Origin of the sequence: Thiohalobacter sp. COW1 (assembly GCF_016629505.1) — a bacterium.
Lineage (GTDB): Bacteria > Pseudomonadota > Gammaproteobacteria > Thiohalobacterales > Thiohalobacteraceae > Thiohalobacter > Thiohalobacter thiocyanaticus_A.
The window spans coordinates 391,807-406,398 of sequence record NZ_AP024239.1 but is presented as its reverse complement, the minus strand read 5'-3'; the positions used below and the strand labels follow the sequence as shown (position 1 = coordinate 406,398).

At 64.4% G+C, this 14,592-nt stretch carries 14 protein-coding genes; 9 read left to right on the top strand and 5 right to left on the bottom strand.

Going from position 1 to position 14,592, the window contains the following annotated elements:
• The first annotated feature begins 284 nt into the window (after window positions 1-284).
• The 7 genes from sufB to COW1_RS01760 all read left to right on the top strand — a co-directional run bounded on the left by sufB (window position 285) and on the right by COW1_RS01760 (window position 5,868).
• Window positions 285-1,730, top strand: coding sequence for a Fe-S cluster assembly protein SufB (gene sufB / locus COW1_RS01790; protein WP_201345245.1), 1,446 nt, complete (start codon window positions 285-287; stop codon window positions 1,728-1,730).
• Between the two features lie 37 nt (window positions 1,731-1,767).
• A complete protein-coding gene (gene sufC / locus COW1_RS01785) occupies window positions 1,768-2,520 on the top strand; it encodes a Fe-S cluster assembly ATPase SufC (RefSeq protein ID WP_201345996.1) in 753 nt (250 codons plus the stop codon).
• Entirely contained in the window at window positions 2,517-3,866 is a 1,350-nt protein-coding gene (gene sufD / locus COW1_RS01780) for a Fe-S cluster assembly protein SufD (protein ID WP_201345244.1), read from the top strand. The genes sufC and sufD overlap by 4 nt, the downstream gene beginning before the upstream one ends.
• Window positions 3,867-3,892: 26 nt before the next feature.
• Window positions 3,893-4,300 (top strand): SUF system Fe-S cluster assembly protein, encoded by a 408-nt coding sequence (locus COW1_RS01775; RefSeq protein ID WP_096366751.1) that lies wholly within the window; start codon window positions 3,893-3,895, stop codon window positions 4,298-4,300.
• Between the two features lie 40 nt (window positions 4,301-4,340).
• Window positions 4,341-4,667, top strand: coding sequence for an iron-sulfur cluster assembly protein IscA (gene iscA / locus COW1_RS01770; protein WP_096366752.1), 327 nt, complete (start codon window positions 4,341-4,343; stop codon window positions 4,665-4,667).
• Window positions 4,668-4,700: 33 nt separating this feature from the next.
• A complete protein-coding gene (locus COW1_RS01765) occupies window positions 4,701-5,135 on the top strand; it encodes a SufE family protein (RefSeq protein ID WP_201345243.1) in 435 nt (144 codons plus the stop codon).
• Window positions 5,136-5,367: 232 nt separating this feature from the next.
• Entirely contained in the window at window positions 5,368-5,868 is a 501-nt protein-coding gene (locus COW1_RS01760; RefSeq protein WP_096366754.1) for a heme-binding protein, read from the top strand.
• A 250-nt stretch (window positions 5,869-6,118) separates the two neighbouring features.
• On the opposite strand, the gene COW1_RS01755 is transcribed toward COW1_RS01760, so the two are convergent.
• Both COW1_RS01755 and COW1_RS01750 read right to left on the bottom strand, forming a co-directional pair.
• Window positions 6,119-7,267 (bottom strand): glycosyltransferase family 4 protein, encoded by a 1,149-nt coding sequence (locus tag COW1_RS01755; protein ID WP_096366755.1) that lies wholly within the window; start codon window positions 7,265-7,267, stop codon window positions 6,119-6,121.
• 30 nt (window positions 7,268-7,297) lie between these two features.
• Window positions 7,298-7,993 (bottom strand): lipopolysaccharide assembly protein LapB, encoded by a 696-nt coding sequence (locus COW1_RS01750; protein ID WP_201345242.1) that lies wholly within the window; start codon window positions 7,991-7,993, stop codon window positions 7,298-7,300.
• Window positions 7,994-8,188: 195 nt separating this feature from the next.
• Here COW1_RS01750 and COW1_RS01745 point away from each other — a divergent pair, with 195 nt between their 5' ends.
• Both COW1_RS01745 and COW1_RS01740 read left to right on the top strand, forming a co-directional pair.
• Window positions 8,189-10,000: an asparagine synthetase B gene (locus tag COW1_RS01745; protein ID WP_201345241.1), complete on the top strand. Its 1,812-nt coding sequence runs from the start codon at window positions 8,189-8,191 to the stop codon at window positions 9,998-10,000.
• A 2-nt stretch (window positions 10,001-10,002) separates the two neighbouring features.
• Entirely contained in the window at window positions 10,003-10,872 is an 870-nt protein-coding gene (locus tag COW1_RS01740) for a putative capsular polysaccharide synthesis family protein (protein ID WP_096366758.1), read from the top strand.
• A 175-nt stretch (window positions 10,873-11,047) separates the two neighbouring features.
• Here the strand turns inward: COW1_RS01740 and COW1_RS01735 are convergent, their stop codons facing one another.
• Genes COW1_RS01735 through COW1_RS01725 form a run of 3 tightly spaced genes read right to left on the bottom strand, consistent with a single transcriptional unit; the run spans window position 11,048 to window position 14,586 of the window.
• A complete protein-coding gene (locus COW1_RS01735) occupies window positions 11,048-12,370 on the bottom strand; it encodes a putative O-glycosylation ligase, exosortase A system-associated (protein WP_201345240.1) in 1,323 nt (440 codons plus the stop codon).
• Window positions 12,371-13,741, bottom strand: a complete 1,371-nt coding sequence (locus tag COW1_RS01730) for a phenylacetate--CoA ligase family protein (protein WP_201345239.1) — start codon at window positions 13,739-13,741, stop codon at window positions 12,371-12,373.
• A complete protein-coding gene (locus tag COW1_RS01725) occupies window positions 13,738-14,586 on the bottom strand; it encodes a sulfotransferase (RefSeq protein WP_201345238.1) in 849 nt (282 codons plus the stop codon). Before COW1_RS01725 ends, COW1_RS01730 begins: the two co-directional genes overlap by 4 nt.
• Window positions 14,587-14,592 lie beyond the last annotated feature (6 nt).

Below are 14,592 nucleotides of genomic sequence, written 5' to 3'. Positions count from 1 at the left end.
TCCGACACCCAATCCCCACCGGAAATAATGTTGACTATTTTGGTCAACAATTATTAGAATACCCGACCAATTAGCTAAGGAAATTCGTCGGGGCCCGACACCCGGGAACCCACCGGAAAGTGGCAAAAATTGTACAATCCGGCTGGGATTCACCGTCGTCGCGAGACGACAGGACCGCGCCGCCGACCGCAACGGCCCCCCTGAACCAGGCCGGGCCCGGGCCAGCATCTTAAAGCAGGCAGCACCGAACACGCATCGGGTCTGCCGGGAGAGGAGCTCAATCGATGAGTACCGGAACCGAACAAGTCGACGAACTGATCCGCCAGGAATACGAGCACGGGTTTGTCACCGAAATCGAATCCGAGACCATTCCGCCGGGGCTCAACGAGGACGTGATCCGGCAGATCTCCGCCCGCAAGAACGAGCCCGAGTGGCTGCTCGAATGGCGGCTGGAGGCCTATCGCCAGTGGCTGACCATGACCAAGCCCGAGTGGGCCTCGGTGCACCACCCGGATATCGATTTCCAGGCCATCTCCTATTACTCCTCGCCCAAGAAGAAGGAAGGCCCGAAGAGCCTGGACGAGGTCGACCCCACCCTGCTGGAGACCTACGAGAAGCTGGGCATCCCGCTGGAGGAACAGAAGGCCCTGGCCGGCGTGGCGGTGGACGCGGTGTTCGACAGCGTCTCGGTGGCGACCACCTTCAAGGAGAAGCTGGCCGAGGCCGGCGTGATCTTCTGCTCCATCTCCGAGGCGGTGCAGGAGCATCCCGAGCTGGTCAAACAGTACCTGGGCTCGGTGGTGCCGGCGCGCGACAACTACTTCGCCGCCCTGAACACGGCCGTGTTCACCGACGGCACCTTCGTCTACATCCCCAAGGACACCCGCTGCCCGATGGAGCTGTCCACCTATTTCCGCATCAACGCGGCCAATACCGGACAGTTCGAGCGCACCCTAATCATCGCCGACGACCGCAGCACGGTGAGCTACCTGGAGGGCTGCACCGCGCCCATGCGCGACGAGAACCAGCTGCACGCCGCCGTGGTCGAGCTGGTCGCGCTGGAGGATGCCTATATCAAGTATTCCACGGTGCAGAACTGGTACCCGGGCGACGAGCAGGGCAAGGGCGGCATCTACAACTTCGTCACCAAGCGCGGCGACTGCCGCGGCGACCGCTCGCACATCTCCTGGACCCAGGTCGAGACCGGCTCGGCCATTACCTGGAAGTACCCGAGCTGCATCCTGCGCGGCGACGACTCGCGCGGTGAGTTCTATTCCGTGGCCGTGACCAAGGGCCGCCAGCAGGCCGATACCGGCACCAAGATGATCCACATGGGCCGCAACACCCGCAGCACCATCGTCTCCAAGGGCATCTCGGCCGCCCACAGCAGCAATGCCTATCGCGGCCTGGTGCGCATGGCCCCGAAGGCCGAGAACGCGCGCAACCACACCCAGTGCGACTCGCTGCTGATCGGCGACAAGTGCGCCGCCCACACCTATCCCTATATGGAGGTGCGCAACCCGACCGCCAAGGTCGAGCACGAGGCGACCACCTCCAAGATCGGCGAGGACCAGCTCTTCTACTGCCGCCAGCGCGGCATGTCGGAAGAGGACGCCGTCTCCATGATCGTCAACGGCTTCTGCAAGGAAGTGTTCCAGGAGCTGCCCATGGAATTCGCCGCCGAGGCCCAGAAACTGTTGAGTGTCAGCCTGGAAGGCGCTGTCGGCTGAACCGAACCCGGATTAACGCAGGAGGATTATCAACATGCTGCTTTCTATCAAGGATCTCACGGTCGACGTCGACGGCCAGCCCATCCTCAAGGGCCTGAACCTGGAGGTCAACGCCGGCGAGGTGCACGCCATCATGGGCCCCAACGGCTCCGGCAAGAGCACCCTCGCCCATGTCCTGTCCGGCCGCGACGGCTACGAGGTCACCGGCGGCGAGGTCAGGTTCGAGGATCAGGACCTGCTCGACCTGGAGGTCGAGGAGCGCGCCCGCAAGGGCCTGTTCCTGGCCATGCAGTACCCGGTGGAACTGCCCGGCGTGAACAACACCGTGTTCCTGCGCGAATCGCTGAATGCCATCCGCGTCGAACGCGGCGAGCCGGCGCTGAGCGCCGTTGATTTCATGAAGCTGATGCAGGAGAAGCTCAAGATCGTCGAGATGAAGCCCGACCTGCTCAAGCGCTCGGTCAATGCCGGCTTCTCCGGCGGTGAGAAGAAACGCAACGAGATCCTGCAGATGGCCGTGCTGGAGCCGAAACTGGCCATCCTGGACGAGACCGACTCGGGTCTGGACATCGACGCCCTGCGCATCGTCGCCGACGGGGTCAACGCCCTGCGCAGCCCCGAGCGCGGCATGATCCTGGTGACCCACTACCAGCGTCTGCTCGACTACATCGAGCCGGACTTCGTCCATGTGCTGGCCAACGGCAGGATCATCCGCAGCGGTGACAAGTCGCTGGCCCTGGAACTGGAAGAGAAGGGCTACAACTGGGTCCTCGAGGAGGCCGCGGCATGAGCGAGGCCCTCAAGCCTGTCGAGCACTACCGCGAGCTGATCGACGCCGCGCGGTCGACGCTGCCGGGCGCCGGCCAGCAGTGGCTGGAGACGCGCCGCCAGGCCGCGGCCGCCCGGTTCGAGGAACAGGGCTTTCCCACCCGCAAGGCCGAGGAGTGGCGCTACAGCAACATCGGCCAGGTGCTGGAACAGCCGTTCCGCTACCGCGACGAGGCCTTCGAGGCCCTGACCGACTCCGACATCGAGGATCTGCTGCTGGTGGAACAGCCCGCGGCCCGGCTGGTGTTCGCCAACGGTCGGCTGGTGCCGCACCTGTCGGCCACCGGCGGCCTGGACAGCGCCGTCAGCCTGATCAGCCTGCGCGGGGCCATCGAGAGCGGCAGCGACTTCGTCGATCAGTGGCTGGGCAAGGCCATCATCGACAATGACCTGGAGACCTTCGAGGCCCTGAACACCGCCCTGCTCAACGACGGCATGTGCCTGTACATCCCGGCCGGGGTCGCCATCGAACAGCCCATCGAGGTGCTGTACCTGTCGGTGGGCCTGGACGAGCCCAGCGTGATGACCCCGCGCAACCTGATCGTGCTGGACCAGGGCGCCAGCGCCCGGCTGGTCGAACAGTACGCCAGTACCACCGACGCGGCCTACTTCAACAACGGCCTGACCGAGATCATGCTCGGCGAGGACGCCGAACTGGAGCATGACCGGCTGCAGGACGAGGCCGCCCAGGCCTATCACATGAGCGTGATCCACCTGGCCCAGGCCGCGCGCAGCCGCTATCGCGGCATGGTGGCCAGCCTCGGCGGCACCTGGGCGCGCACCGAGTACCACACCGCATTCAGCGCCGAGGAAGCCAACTGCGAACTGGCCGGCTTCTACTTCGCCGGCGACGGCCAGCTCACCGACATCCATCTGGATGTACGCCACCCGGTGCCGCGCTGCAACAGCGAGCAGAAGTTCAAGGGCATCCTGGCCGGCAGGGGCAAGGCTGTGCTGGACGGTCGCATCCGCGTGATCCAGGACGCCCAGCAGACCGAGGCGCACCTGTCCAACGACACCCTGCTGCTGTCGCGCAGCGCCGAGGTCGACACCAAGCCACAGCTGGAGATCTTCGCCGACGACGTCAAGTGCAGTCACGGCACCACGGTCGGTCAGCTGGATCCGATGCAGTTGTTCTACCTGCGCGCCCGCGGCATCAATGCCGACACCGCCCGCAAGATGCTGTGCCTGGGTTTTGCCGACGAGGTGCTGGAAAGCTGTACGGTACCTGCCTTCATCGAGCGGGTCGACCAGAAGCTGCAGCATCGGCTGGCCGATGTGAACATCGACACGACCGCCAGCGGTTAACCACCTGGAAACACGGAGACAAGGCCATGTTTGAACGCATCGCCCGCTTCATCGACAAAGAGGAACTCGACCAGGCCGGTCAGGGCCACAGCGAGCCGGATCAGGACACGCCGCTGGAGGTCGAGGGCGACACCCTTGAGGAGCGTGTCATCGCCGCGCTGCGCACCGTCTATGACCCGGAGATCCCGGTCAATCTGTATGACCTGGGCCTGATCTACAAGATCGTGATCCACCAGGCCAGCGGCAAAGTCGACATCGACATGACCCTCACCGCCCCGGCCTGCCCGGTCGCCGGCAGCATGCCGGGCATGGTGGCCAAGGCGGTCAGGCGCCTGGAAGAGGTCAACGAGGTCAACGTGGAACTGGTCTGGGATCCGCCCTGGACCATGGACCGCATGAGCGACGAGGCCCGGCTTGAACTGGGCATGCTCTGACCCCAGTTTACGCACCACGAGTTTTGACGGGAGGCAATTGATGTCCATACAGCTTACCGAAGCGGCCGCCGAACGCGTCCGCACCATGCTGGCCAAACGCGGCGAAGGCCTCGGGCTGCGCCTGGGCACCCGCAAGAGCGGCTGCAGCGGCTTCGCCTACGTGGTCGATTACGCCGACGAGATCGGTGACGACGACCAGGTGTTCGAATGCCATGGCGTGAAGGTCGTAGTCGACAGCAGAAGCATGCCCATGCTCGACGGCATGGAGCTCGACTATGTCCGCCAGAATGCCCTGAACGAGGGTTTCGAGTTCAACAACCCCAACGTCAAGGACAGCTGCGGCTGCGGCGAATCCTTCAGCGTCTGAAGGCCATTCACACCGGGCAGTAACGGGACAGGCATGACCGACCTACAGGAATTCGTCGACACCTTCGAACTGCTGGGCGACTGGGACCAGCGTTACCAGTACCTGATCGAACTGGGCGAGCAGCTGCCGCCCATGCCGGGGGAACTCAAGACCGAGGACAACCGGGTCAAGGGCTGCATGAGCACCGTGCATATACATGCCTACCCCGACCCGGAACAGCCGGGTGCGATCCAGTACCATGGCGACTGCGACACTGCCGTGATCAAGGGCGTTCTGGCCCTGCTGATCCAGCTCTCCAGCGGCCGCAGCGCCGCCGAGATCAATCAACTCGACATGGACGAGATCTTCGAAAAACTCCAGCTCGACGAGCAGCTCTCCCCCAACCGCCATATCGGCGTCTATGCCCTGTTCGAAATGATGAAGAACCAGGCCAGGGCGGCTCAGCAGAACGCCTCAGCCCCGGCCTGAACCGGGCGCCGCTAGGGCGGCGAATGGAATATCGACAACCTCCTGTCCCGTCTCTATAGTCAGATCAAGGCCGGAACAAATACCAGATTCGCGTGTCTCTGTTTCAGGGATATCTCCCGCAGAGGCGGGAACAGAACGCACCTGTGCCCGGAGACAGCTGGATACCCACCTGCGCGGCAATGACGGTTACGTTGAAACGGCTTGAACAACACCACCAACACAGGAGGTCGATATGAAGCGGAAGAATTCCACGGGACTCACCCTGCTGCTCGGTCTCGGCATCACGGCCAGCGCCGGCGCCGAGGACATGCTCACCCAGAAGAACATCGGCCTGGATCTGGCCCGCGACATCGCCAACACCGCTGTCATGGACTGCCGCGAAAAGGGCTACCAGGTCAGCGCGGTTGTGGTTGACCGCAACGGCAACCTGCGTGCGGCCCTGCGCGACGACCTGGCCCCGCGCTTCACCCTGCAGATCTCGGAGGAGAAGGCCAACGCCGTCATCATGGGTGGCGTGGATACCGGTACCCTGATCAGTAACCGCGGCGACATCGCCCGCGAGCTCAACCATATCGACGGTCTGATCATGATGCGCGGCGGGGTCGAGATCCGCTCCGGCGGCAGCCTGATCGGCGCGGTGGGCGTGAGCGGCGCCCCGGGCGGCGACATCGACGAGGAATGCGCGGCCAATGCGGTGAAGGAATACGAGATGCGGCTGGAGTTCGCGGACTGATCCAGAAACGGTCAAGATCAAGTCAAGAGCGCCACGGAATACACGGCAAGCACGGACATAATTGATGACAAGTCGGAGGGCAATATTTGAGATTCCCTGTCATTCCGGCGCAGGCCGGAATCCAGAAACCACTGTGGTCAATGGATTCCGGCCTGCGCCGGAATGACGAGCCTCGAGTCAGGCGGGCCCTGTTCAGTTTTTACCAATATATTTTCCGTGTATTCCGTGTATTCCGTGGCGCTCTTGTCTCTCACAACAACGGCCGGGTCTTCTCGGCCACCGCTTCCCAGGCGAATTCGCGCTGCACCCGCTCCAGGGCATTGCGACTGAGACGACGCGCCAGCGCCTCGTCGCCGAGGATGCGCGCCAGCGCTTCGGTCACCTGATTGAGGTCGGCACCCTCGATGCGCAGCCCGGTCTCATCGTCCAGCACCGCCGATCCGGTGCCGCCCGCCTGACCGGCGATGGCTGGCGTACCGCAGGCCGCGGCCTCGATGAACACCATGCCGAAGCCCTCGGTGTCGCCGCCGATCTCGCGGTTGGGCATGGCGAACACATCCGCCGCGTTATACCAGCGCGGCAGATCCTCCGGGCTCACATGCCCGAGCAGGTGCACCCGCTCGCTCATCCCCTGTTCCGCGGCCAGACGGCGCAGGTAATCCTCGTCCTCGCCGATCCCGATCAGGGCATAGTGCACGTCGATGCCACGCTCGTGCAGCGCCGGCAGTGCCTGGATCACCTGGTCGAATCCCTTGCGCCGGGTCAGCCGGCCCACTGAGAGTATCAGCTTGGCGCCCTCGGCACCGATGCCGCGACGCAGATCTCCGATCTCCAGGCCGGGCCGGAAACGCCGGGTATCCACCCCGGGATAGATCAACCGGATGCGCGCCGCATCCACTCCCCTGACCAGCAGCAGATCCCGGGTGAAACGGCTGTTGGCGACCACGGTATCGGCATGGCGGTAGACGAAACGCAGCACGCGCTGCTTCAGCGGCGTGTTCCAGGTGGTGATCTCCTCGCCGTGGGCGTAGATCACCACCGGCTTGCCCAGCAGGCGACCGACCAGCAGCGCCACCATCCCCTCGGGCAATACCCGCCCGGCGTGCAGCGTGGCCACCGGTTGCCGCAATGTGATCGCAAAGGCCCGCCACAGCAGCTTGGCGTACATGGCCAGTGATTCAGGCCGCAACCACCAGTGCCGGGTCAGGCTGACACGGTGAATGGAGTTGGGATGATCGGCATCATGCGCCCGGCTGCCCGGCACCTCTGCCGTCAGGATATGGATATTCTTCCCTCCCAGACGCCGGTAAACCTCATCGAACCAGACCGCCGTGCCGCCCTTGGTCGGCAGGAACAATTCACTGATGACCAAGGCGGCCTTGTCCTGTAACTGGCTCATGCCTGCATCCCGGGGTCCAGGCCGCGCGGCCTAGGGCGCTGCATCCATGCCCGGAACGGTCGGCGGTGGCGCTGATGCAGCCGCTCCCTCCTGTTCTGCCTGACCGGGTTCGGGCGTCTGATCCTGGCGCCGGGACATCTCACCCAGTCTGCGCTGCAGAATAACGGCATCCGGAACAACCGCCAGCCCCTCCTGCAGCACCTGGCGAGCCGGCTCCGCCTTGCCGCGATCCAGATGGAAATCACTGAGCGCGGCATAGGCGGGCACATAATCCCGTTTGAGTTCGATGGCATGGCGCAGGGCCCGCTGTGCCTCGTGGTCGCGGCCGAGGCGCTGCAGCACCCGTGCCTTCTTCAGGTACAGTTCCGGCATCAGGACGAACCCCCTTGAGGCCCGGCTTTCCATGTATTCCAGATTGTTGAGGGCCGCTTCGTATTCACCTGAGGCCTGACGCGAGCCCAGGGGTTGACGATCGCCCCGCAGCAGCAGCAGCATGCCCTGGCAATAGTGATGCATGTGGAAATAGTCACTGCCGAACACGGAACGCCAGCGCTGGACCTCGGGATGCGCCAGGTCATTGCCCCAGCGCTGGGCACGCGGGACGCAGTAGGGCGGCAGCAGGCTGAGCTCCGCCGCCGAGGGATTGAAGGATCCAATGGCGCCGACGCCCGCCGGCAGCAGCAGGGGCGCGGCAAGGAAAATCCGCAGGCATTTCAACCAGTGCATGCTAGGCCCTTTAAAGTTTGTACAGATCGCGCCGATCGACTTTAGCATAATGAATTGACGAAAAAACCCAATACGGACCGCGGCGGCGGCAAGTGGACTTTTGTCAACAGTTCCAGGATCATACCGCAATCGACATTCGACCGGTTAGAACGCCCACAACAACTGCAACCATACCTTAGAAGGACCTGTTCCGGAATGACCAACCTGTGCGGATGGATCGGCTTCACGGCCGGCCGGGGCCAGACCACGGAAATGGCCGAGGCCATGCTCTCGGCCTGTCCGCTGACGCCTGTGAATCGTTGTGTCCGCGAGCCGGCCTTCTGCGCCACGGCCGGACCGGCCGGGCAGGTGGTGGAAAGCCGCGGACTGCTCATCGCCCTGGCCGGCCAGCCCCGCTGGCAGCGTGAGACGCTGGAGGCGAAGGCCCTCGCCGAGCGTCTGGCCGGCGCTTTTCTCGAGCGCGGCCCGGCCTGTCTGGATCAGGTGCATGGTCACTTTGCACTCGCGATCATCGACCCGGCCCGCGCCACCGTCCTGTTGGCCACTGACCGGCTGGGGATCCATCCGCTGGCCTATCAGATCACCGCCGACGGCGTGGTGTTCGGGAGTTCCCTCAACAGCCTGCGCCGGCACCCGGACTTCATCGCCGACATCAATCCCCAGGCCCTGTTCGACTATCTCTATTTCCACATGGTGCCCAGCCCCGTCACCATCTACCGCCATACCTCCAAGCTCCTGCCCGGCCAGTACGTGCTGATTGAGGCGGATCGTTTCGATGCCGGATTCTACTGGCATCCCGAGTACCGGGACCGCCATGATCCGGAAGCTGCGCTGGCGACGGAACTCAAGACGCATCTGCACAACGCCGTCGAGCGCTGTCTGGATCCCGCCCTCGCCCCCACCGGCGCCTTTCTCAGCGGCGGTCTGGACAGCAGCACCGTGACCGGTGTCTATGCCGGTCTGACCGACAGTCCGGTGCAGGCCTATTCCATCGGCTTCGAGGCCGAGGGTTATGACGAAACCCCCTTCGCCCGCACCAGCGCCGATCATTTCGGCGCCCGGCTCAACACCTATTACGTCACGCCGGAGGATGTCACCAGCGCCCTGCCCCTGCTGGCACGCGCCTATGACGAGCCTTTCGGCAACGCCTCCGCCGTCGGCGCCTACTATTGCGCCCGTTTCGCCCGCGATGAGGGCATACGCTGCCTGCTGGCAGGCGACGGCGGAGATGAGTTGTTCGCCGGTAATGCCCGCTACGCCAAGCAGAAGGTGTTCGCCGTCTATGATGCCCTGCCCGGCATCCTGAAGCGGTCCCTGATCGAGCCGCTGGCGCTGCATCTGCCGCAGGGGGTTCCGCCGCTGCGCAAGCTCCGCAGCTATGTGGAACAGGCCCGCCTGCCCATGCCCGAACGCATGGAAAGCTACAACTTTCTGCATCGGACCCCGCTGCAGGAAATCTTCACCGCCGATTTCCTGGAGGGGATTGCCCCGGACGACCCGATCCGGAACATCCGCGAGGCCTACCAGCGCGCCGACTCGGACTCCATGCTCAAGAGCATGCTGCATCTGGACTGGAAAATCACCCTGGCCGACAATGACCTGCGCAAGGTCAGCCATACCTGCCAACTGGCCGGTGTGGAGGTCCGCTATCCCATGCTGGACCAGGAACTGGTGGAATTCAGCACCGGCATCCCCGACCGGCTGTTGATGCGGGGCCTGGAACTGCGTTCCTTCTACAAACGTTCACTGAGGGACTTCCTGCCGGCTGCGACGCTGGAGAAGAGCAAGCACGGTTTCGGACTGCCCTTCGGCGTCTGGATGTCCGAGGACCAACAGCTGCGCGAACTTGCCTATGACTCCCTGGCCGGATTCCGCCGCCGCGGCTATCTCAATCCCGGCTACCTGGACCGCCTGACCGACGCCCACCGCGACGGCCATTCCGCCTACTACGGCGTGATGATCTGGGTCATCATGATGCTGGAACTCTGGCTGCAGGAACACGCCTGAGCATGCTCCGGTCGCTGCTGTATTCACTGCGCTCCGAGGTGAACACCCGGCGGCTGCTGTCCGGCCTGCGCCGCGAACTTGCAACCGACACCCCCCTGCTGCTGGTGCATCAGATGGGTCGGGTCGGCTCCATGACCCTGGTCAACACGCTGCGCGCGATGCAGCTGCCCTGGCCGATCTATCACACTCATTACCTGAACCCGGACAATCTCGCCCGCAACATTGAGCGCCGGCAGAAGGTGCAGTGGTTTGTCTGGCAGCGCCACCTGCGCGTGGCCCGCCTGCTCAGTGCGGCCATCACCCATCGTCTCGATGCCCGCCAGTGGTATATCGTATCCACCATACGCGAACCCGTCGGGCGCAACCTGTCCAACTTCATCCTCGACATCGAACGCTTCCACATCCCCGGTTTCTTCCGCCGCTATGAACGGGGCGAGATCGGCGTTGACCAGGCGCTGGAGGTCTTCTTCCGTGACTTCAACCACGACGCCCACACCGACTGGATTCGCGACGAGCTCAACGCCAATTTCGGCCTTGATGTCTATCGGGAGCCGTTCGATCCGGCGCAGGGCTACCAGATCCTGCACCGCGACAATGTGCATGTACTGATCTTCCAGCTGGAGCGTTTCGACGAAGTGTTCAAGGCCGGGCTGGAGGCCTTCTTCGGCCGACCGGCGCCGGCGCGGCCCGTGCATACCCACATCAGCAGCGACGATGCACGGGCCGGCACCGCCTACCGCGAGATGCTCTCACGCATCCGACTGCCGCAGGATTACATCGAGCGCCTGTACGATTCCGAGTACATGCGGCATTTCTATACGCCCGAGCAGATCCGGGCCTTCCGCGACAAGTGGCGAAGGTCGGGCCCTTAGCAGAAACTCGCTCAGTTGAACTCGCCGCTGCCGTCATCCCGGCGCAGGCCGGGATCCAGGGATCGCGGCGGTGACTGGATTCCGGCCTGCACCGGAATGACGGTGATCGGCTGGCAGATGCCATTCGCCCTCTGGCCGCGCAGCTCCCATGACAGCCGACGATATCCGCTGTCTCCTATGCGCCTGCCGGGGCCGCGCGTTGCCGGCGCCGCCCTCCTTTCGCCGATTGCGCCTCCGGTTGCGCTTGCGGTACTTGTGCCAGTTGCTGCCGCACCAGCACCCTGAGGATGACGATCATCGCAATCAGGTGATAATAAAGATCGAAATAGGCCAGCCCCAGGAAGGCGCCGGCGCTGGCATACCCCGCCAGGCTCACCTGGATCATCGCCGCCAGGTCCCGCGACCAGAGCAGATCCCCTCGCTCACGGGTATTGCGGATGATCCAGGTCGCCGATCGCCAGGTGAAGAAACCCAGCAGCAGGTAGATCAACAGGCCGGCAAAGCCGTGTTCGCCCAGCACCTCGAAGTAGATACTGTGCGCATCCTTGACGTCGTGCGGATCAGGGGCATAGTAGCGGAAATTGCGCCAGTGGAAGGCCTCGAAGCCGCCGCCGACCAGGGGGCGGTCCTGCGCCAGGTTGACGGCGAAGTGCCAGGCATTGATGCGACCCTGGGCGGACTGGTCCTCCTCGTATTCCTTGATGGTGTGCATGCGCTCGAACCAGCTCTCGGGCATGATGGTCATCGCCGCCGGGATCATCAGGGCGGCGAGCAGCAGCAGGGCGAAACGCCGCCGGCTCTTCAGGATAAGCACCACCGCCATGACCGCCAGCCCGACCAGGGCGCCGCGTGACTGGGTCCCGAGGATGGCGATCACGGTCAGCGCCATGGCCGCGGTGAACAGGTTGCGCTGCCATTTCCTGTCCCGCTGCAGCTGCAGGTAGCGCATCAGCGGCAGCGTCATGATCATGGCCAGCCCCAGTTCGTTGTTGCCGCCGATGAAGGAACCCAGCGGCCCCATGACGTGATAGCCGCCGCCGGTCATCAGGGTGAAGATACCCCCCTTCACCCCGTAGAATCCGAGCGAGAGCACGATCACCCACACCAGGAGATCGAGCCGGTCCCGATGCAGCATCAGCATCATGGTGACGAAGGTCATCACCTGGATCTTGACCACCTTCTCCAGCTGCAGGACGGAATACTCCTGCTGCAATGAAAATACGGTGGTCAGGCACATCCACAGCACGAACAACAGCAGCACAGCCGTTTCCCGGCTCCAGGGCAGGCGGATCTTCTCCTTCATGAACAGCATGGCGACCAGGGTGGTGGCGCCGATGATCATGGCGAAGGGTGCCTCGCGGGCGAAACCATAGGCCAGACGGTGCGGGTTCATGTAGCCGATCCAGGACCAGGCCAGGATGCCGATGTAAGGACGCCGGAGGATCAACGGCAGCAGTGCCAGCACGGCCACGGTGACAGCGATATCGCGAATCGGCATCTAGACGTTCCTTCCCTGTTGCGAGTCCACCTGACTGACCACATAACGGTACTTGCCGCTGCGCTCGGGCGGGATGCTGTCGACCTGCTCCACCCGGATCTCGACCCCTTCACCCAACCGCTGACCGAAGGCGGCCCTGATCTGCCCGATCGCGGCCGGATCGAAACCGGCATCGGTGACCAGCAGCACCCGGGTGAGATCGAGCGACTCCTGCACGATCTTGAAGGCCTGCACGCCGGGCCGGTCACGCACCTCGTAGATGAGCGCCAGCCCGTGCATCACCGTGCCGTCACGGGCGACGATGAAATCCGTGGTCCGCCCCTGGATTTCCTCCAGCAGCGGCAGTCCCCGGCCGCAGCTGCAGGCAGCGCTGCCGAGCACGGCGACATCGCCCGTGCGATAACGGATGAAGGGAAAATCCCGCGTGGCAAGGTGCGTCACCACGACCTCGCCCGCCGTGCCCGGCGGGACCGGCGCACCGTTCGCGTCCACTGTCTCGACAATGATGTCCTCGGCGGTGATGTGCATCCCGCCCGCGGGGCACTCGTGGGCAATGAAGCCGGCGTCGCGGCCGCCATAGCCGTTGGCCACCGGACAGCCGAACACGCGCTCGATCAGCTGGCGTTGATCCGGATACAGGCGCTCCGAGGTCACAAAGGCGACCCGGATGCCGAGATCGTCGAGCCGGCTGCCATCGGCCTCGGCCTGGCGGGCGATATGGGCGAACGCCGACGGGTAGCCGAACAGCATGCGCGGACGGAAACGACGGATCTGGTCGATGAAGCCCGCCACCTTCTCCGGCGACATCTCGAACGCCGCCAGCAGCCGGGTGCGCATCAGGCCGTCACGCAGCCTGCGGAGGCGATCCTGTGCGCCCAACTCGATGGGCGAGCCCCACATGACGATCTCGCGATCGCCGATATCCACGTCCCACCAGCGGGTGGCGCGCCACTTGGCGGCGACATCGTGGCTGACCCGTTCGGTTCCGATGTAGAAGATCAACGGCTCACCGCTGGAACCGCCGGTGTTGAACCGGGCCAGGCCGCGGGCATCCCGCGCCTTGAGCCCGTCCAGATGGGCGCGGATGTCGGCCTTGCCCAGCAGCGGCAGCGACTGCAGGTCGGCGACATCGGTCACCGTCGCCGGATCAAAACCGTGGTCGGCGAACAGTCTCTGGTAATAGGGCACCTGGCGGCCGGCATGCAGCAGCAGCGCGCGCAGCCGCTCCAGCCGGTATTCGGCCAATTGTGCCGTCGACCACCATTGCGAGGCCTCCAGCGCGCGGCGCACCGCCACCGTACTGTGGCCCTTGAGCCGTTCCTGCAAAGGAAACAGCAGGCCGGAGACCAGCCGGGTGTAGACGCCGCTCATGCCGCCTCCCCGGGCGCAGCCGGCAGCAGTGCGTGAAACCGTGCCAGCAGGGCATCACATTCCGCCCGCACTGCGGGCTCGATCGCCGGCGGCTGGCGTTTGCCGACCGAACTGGCCACCACCCGGCGGCTGTGCCAGGGCCGGTACGGCAGCCCGAGGAAGGCGAAGATGCGGGCGAACTCGGCCTGCGGCATCGCCACCAGTCGCTCGTAGCTGACCAGCAGCACCTTCTCGTCCCGGTCGAAACCCTGCTCGAAGAACAACACATTGCGCAGATACCACATCAGGGCGGCACCGCCGGCATCACTGAGTTCCGGACCCGCAAAGCGCCGCAGGAGGGCCTGGGTGGCATCGGACATGCCCTCGCCGCGCCAGTCGACAGCGAGCTTGTCCTGCGCCAGGCGCCGGATCTGGCTGGCGTGATTGCGGAAGGAGACCAGCATGGAATTGACCACGTCGTCGTAGTGACGCACGATCCAGACGATACGTGTCCCGGGAAAGCGCTGGCGCAGCTGCGGCAGCCGCTGCAGTTCGCACAGGGATTTGATGATGAAATGCGGGGCCCGGCAGCGCGCGTGCAGGGCGGCGATGATATCGGTCTCGCGCATACTGTAGTTGTCGAAGGCACGGGGATCGCGCTCGTGATAGACATCGGTGAGCAGGCTCTGTTCCAGCACATCCATCAGCATGTTGGTACCCGAGCGCTGCACCCCGGCGATGAAACTCACCGCCGCCGGGCCGCGCCGGCGCGGCCCGTGCCAGGCGTGCTGCACCAGCCATTTCAGCCGCAGCCAGAACTCCAGTTCCAGCCGGCCGAGGTAGTAAGCTGTTGCGCGTCGTCCCATCCCCAG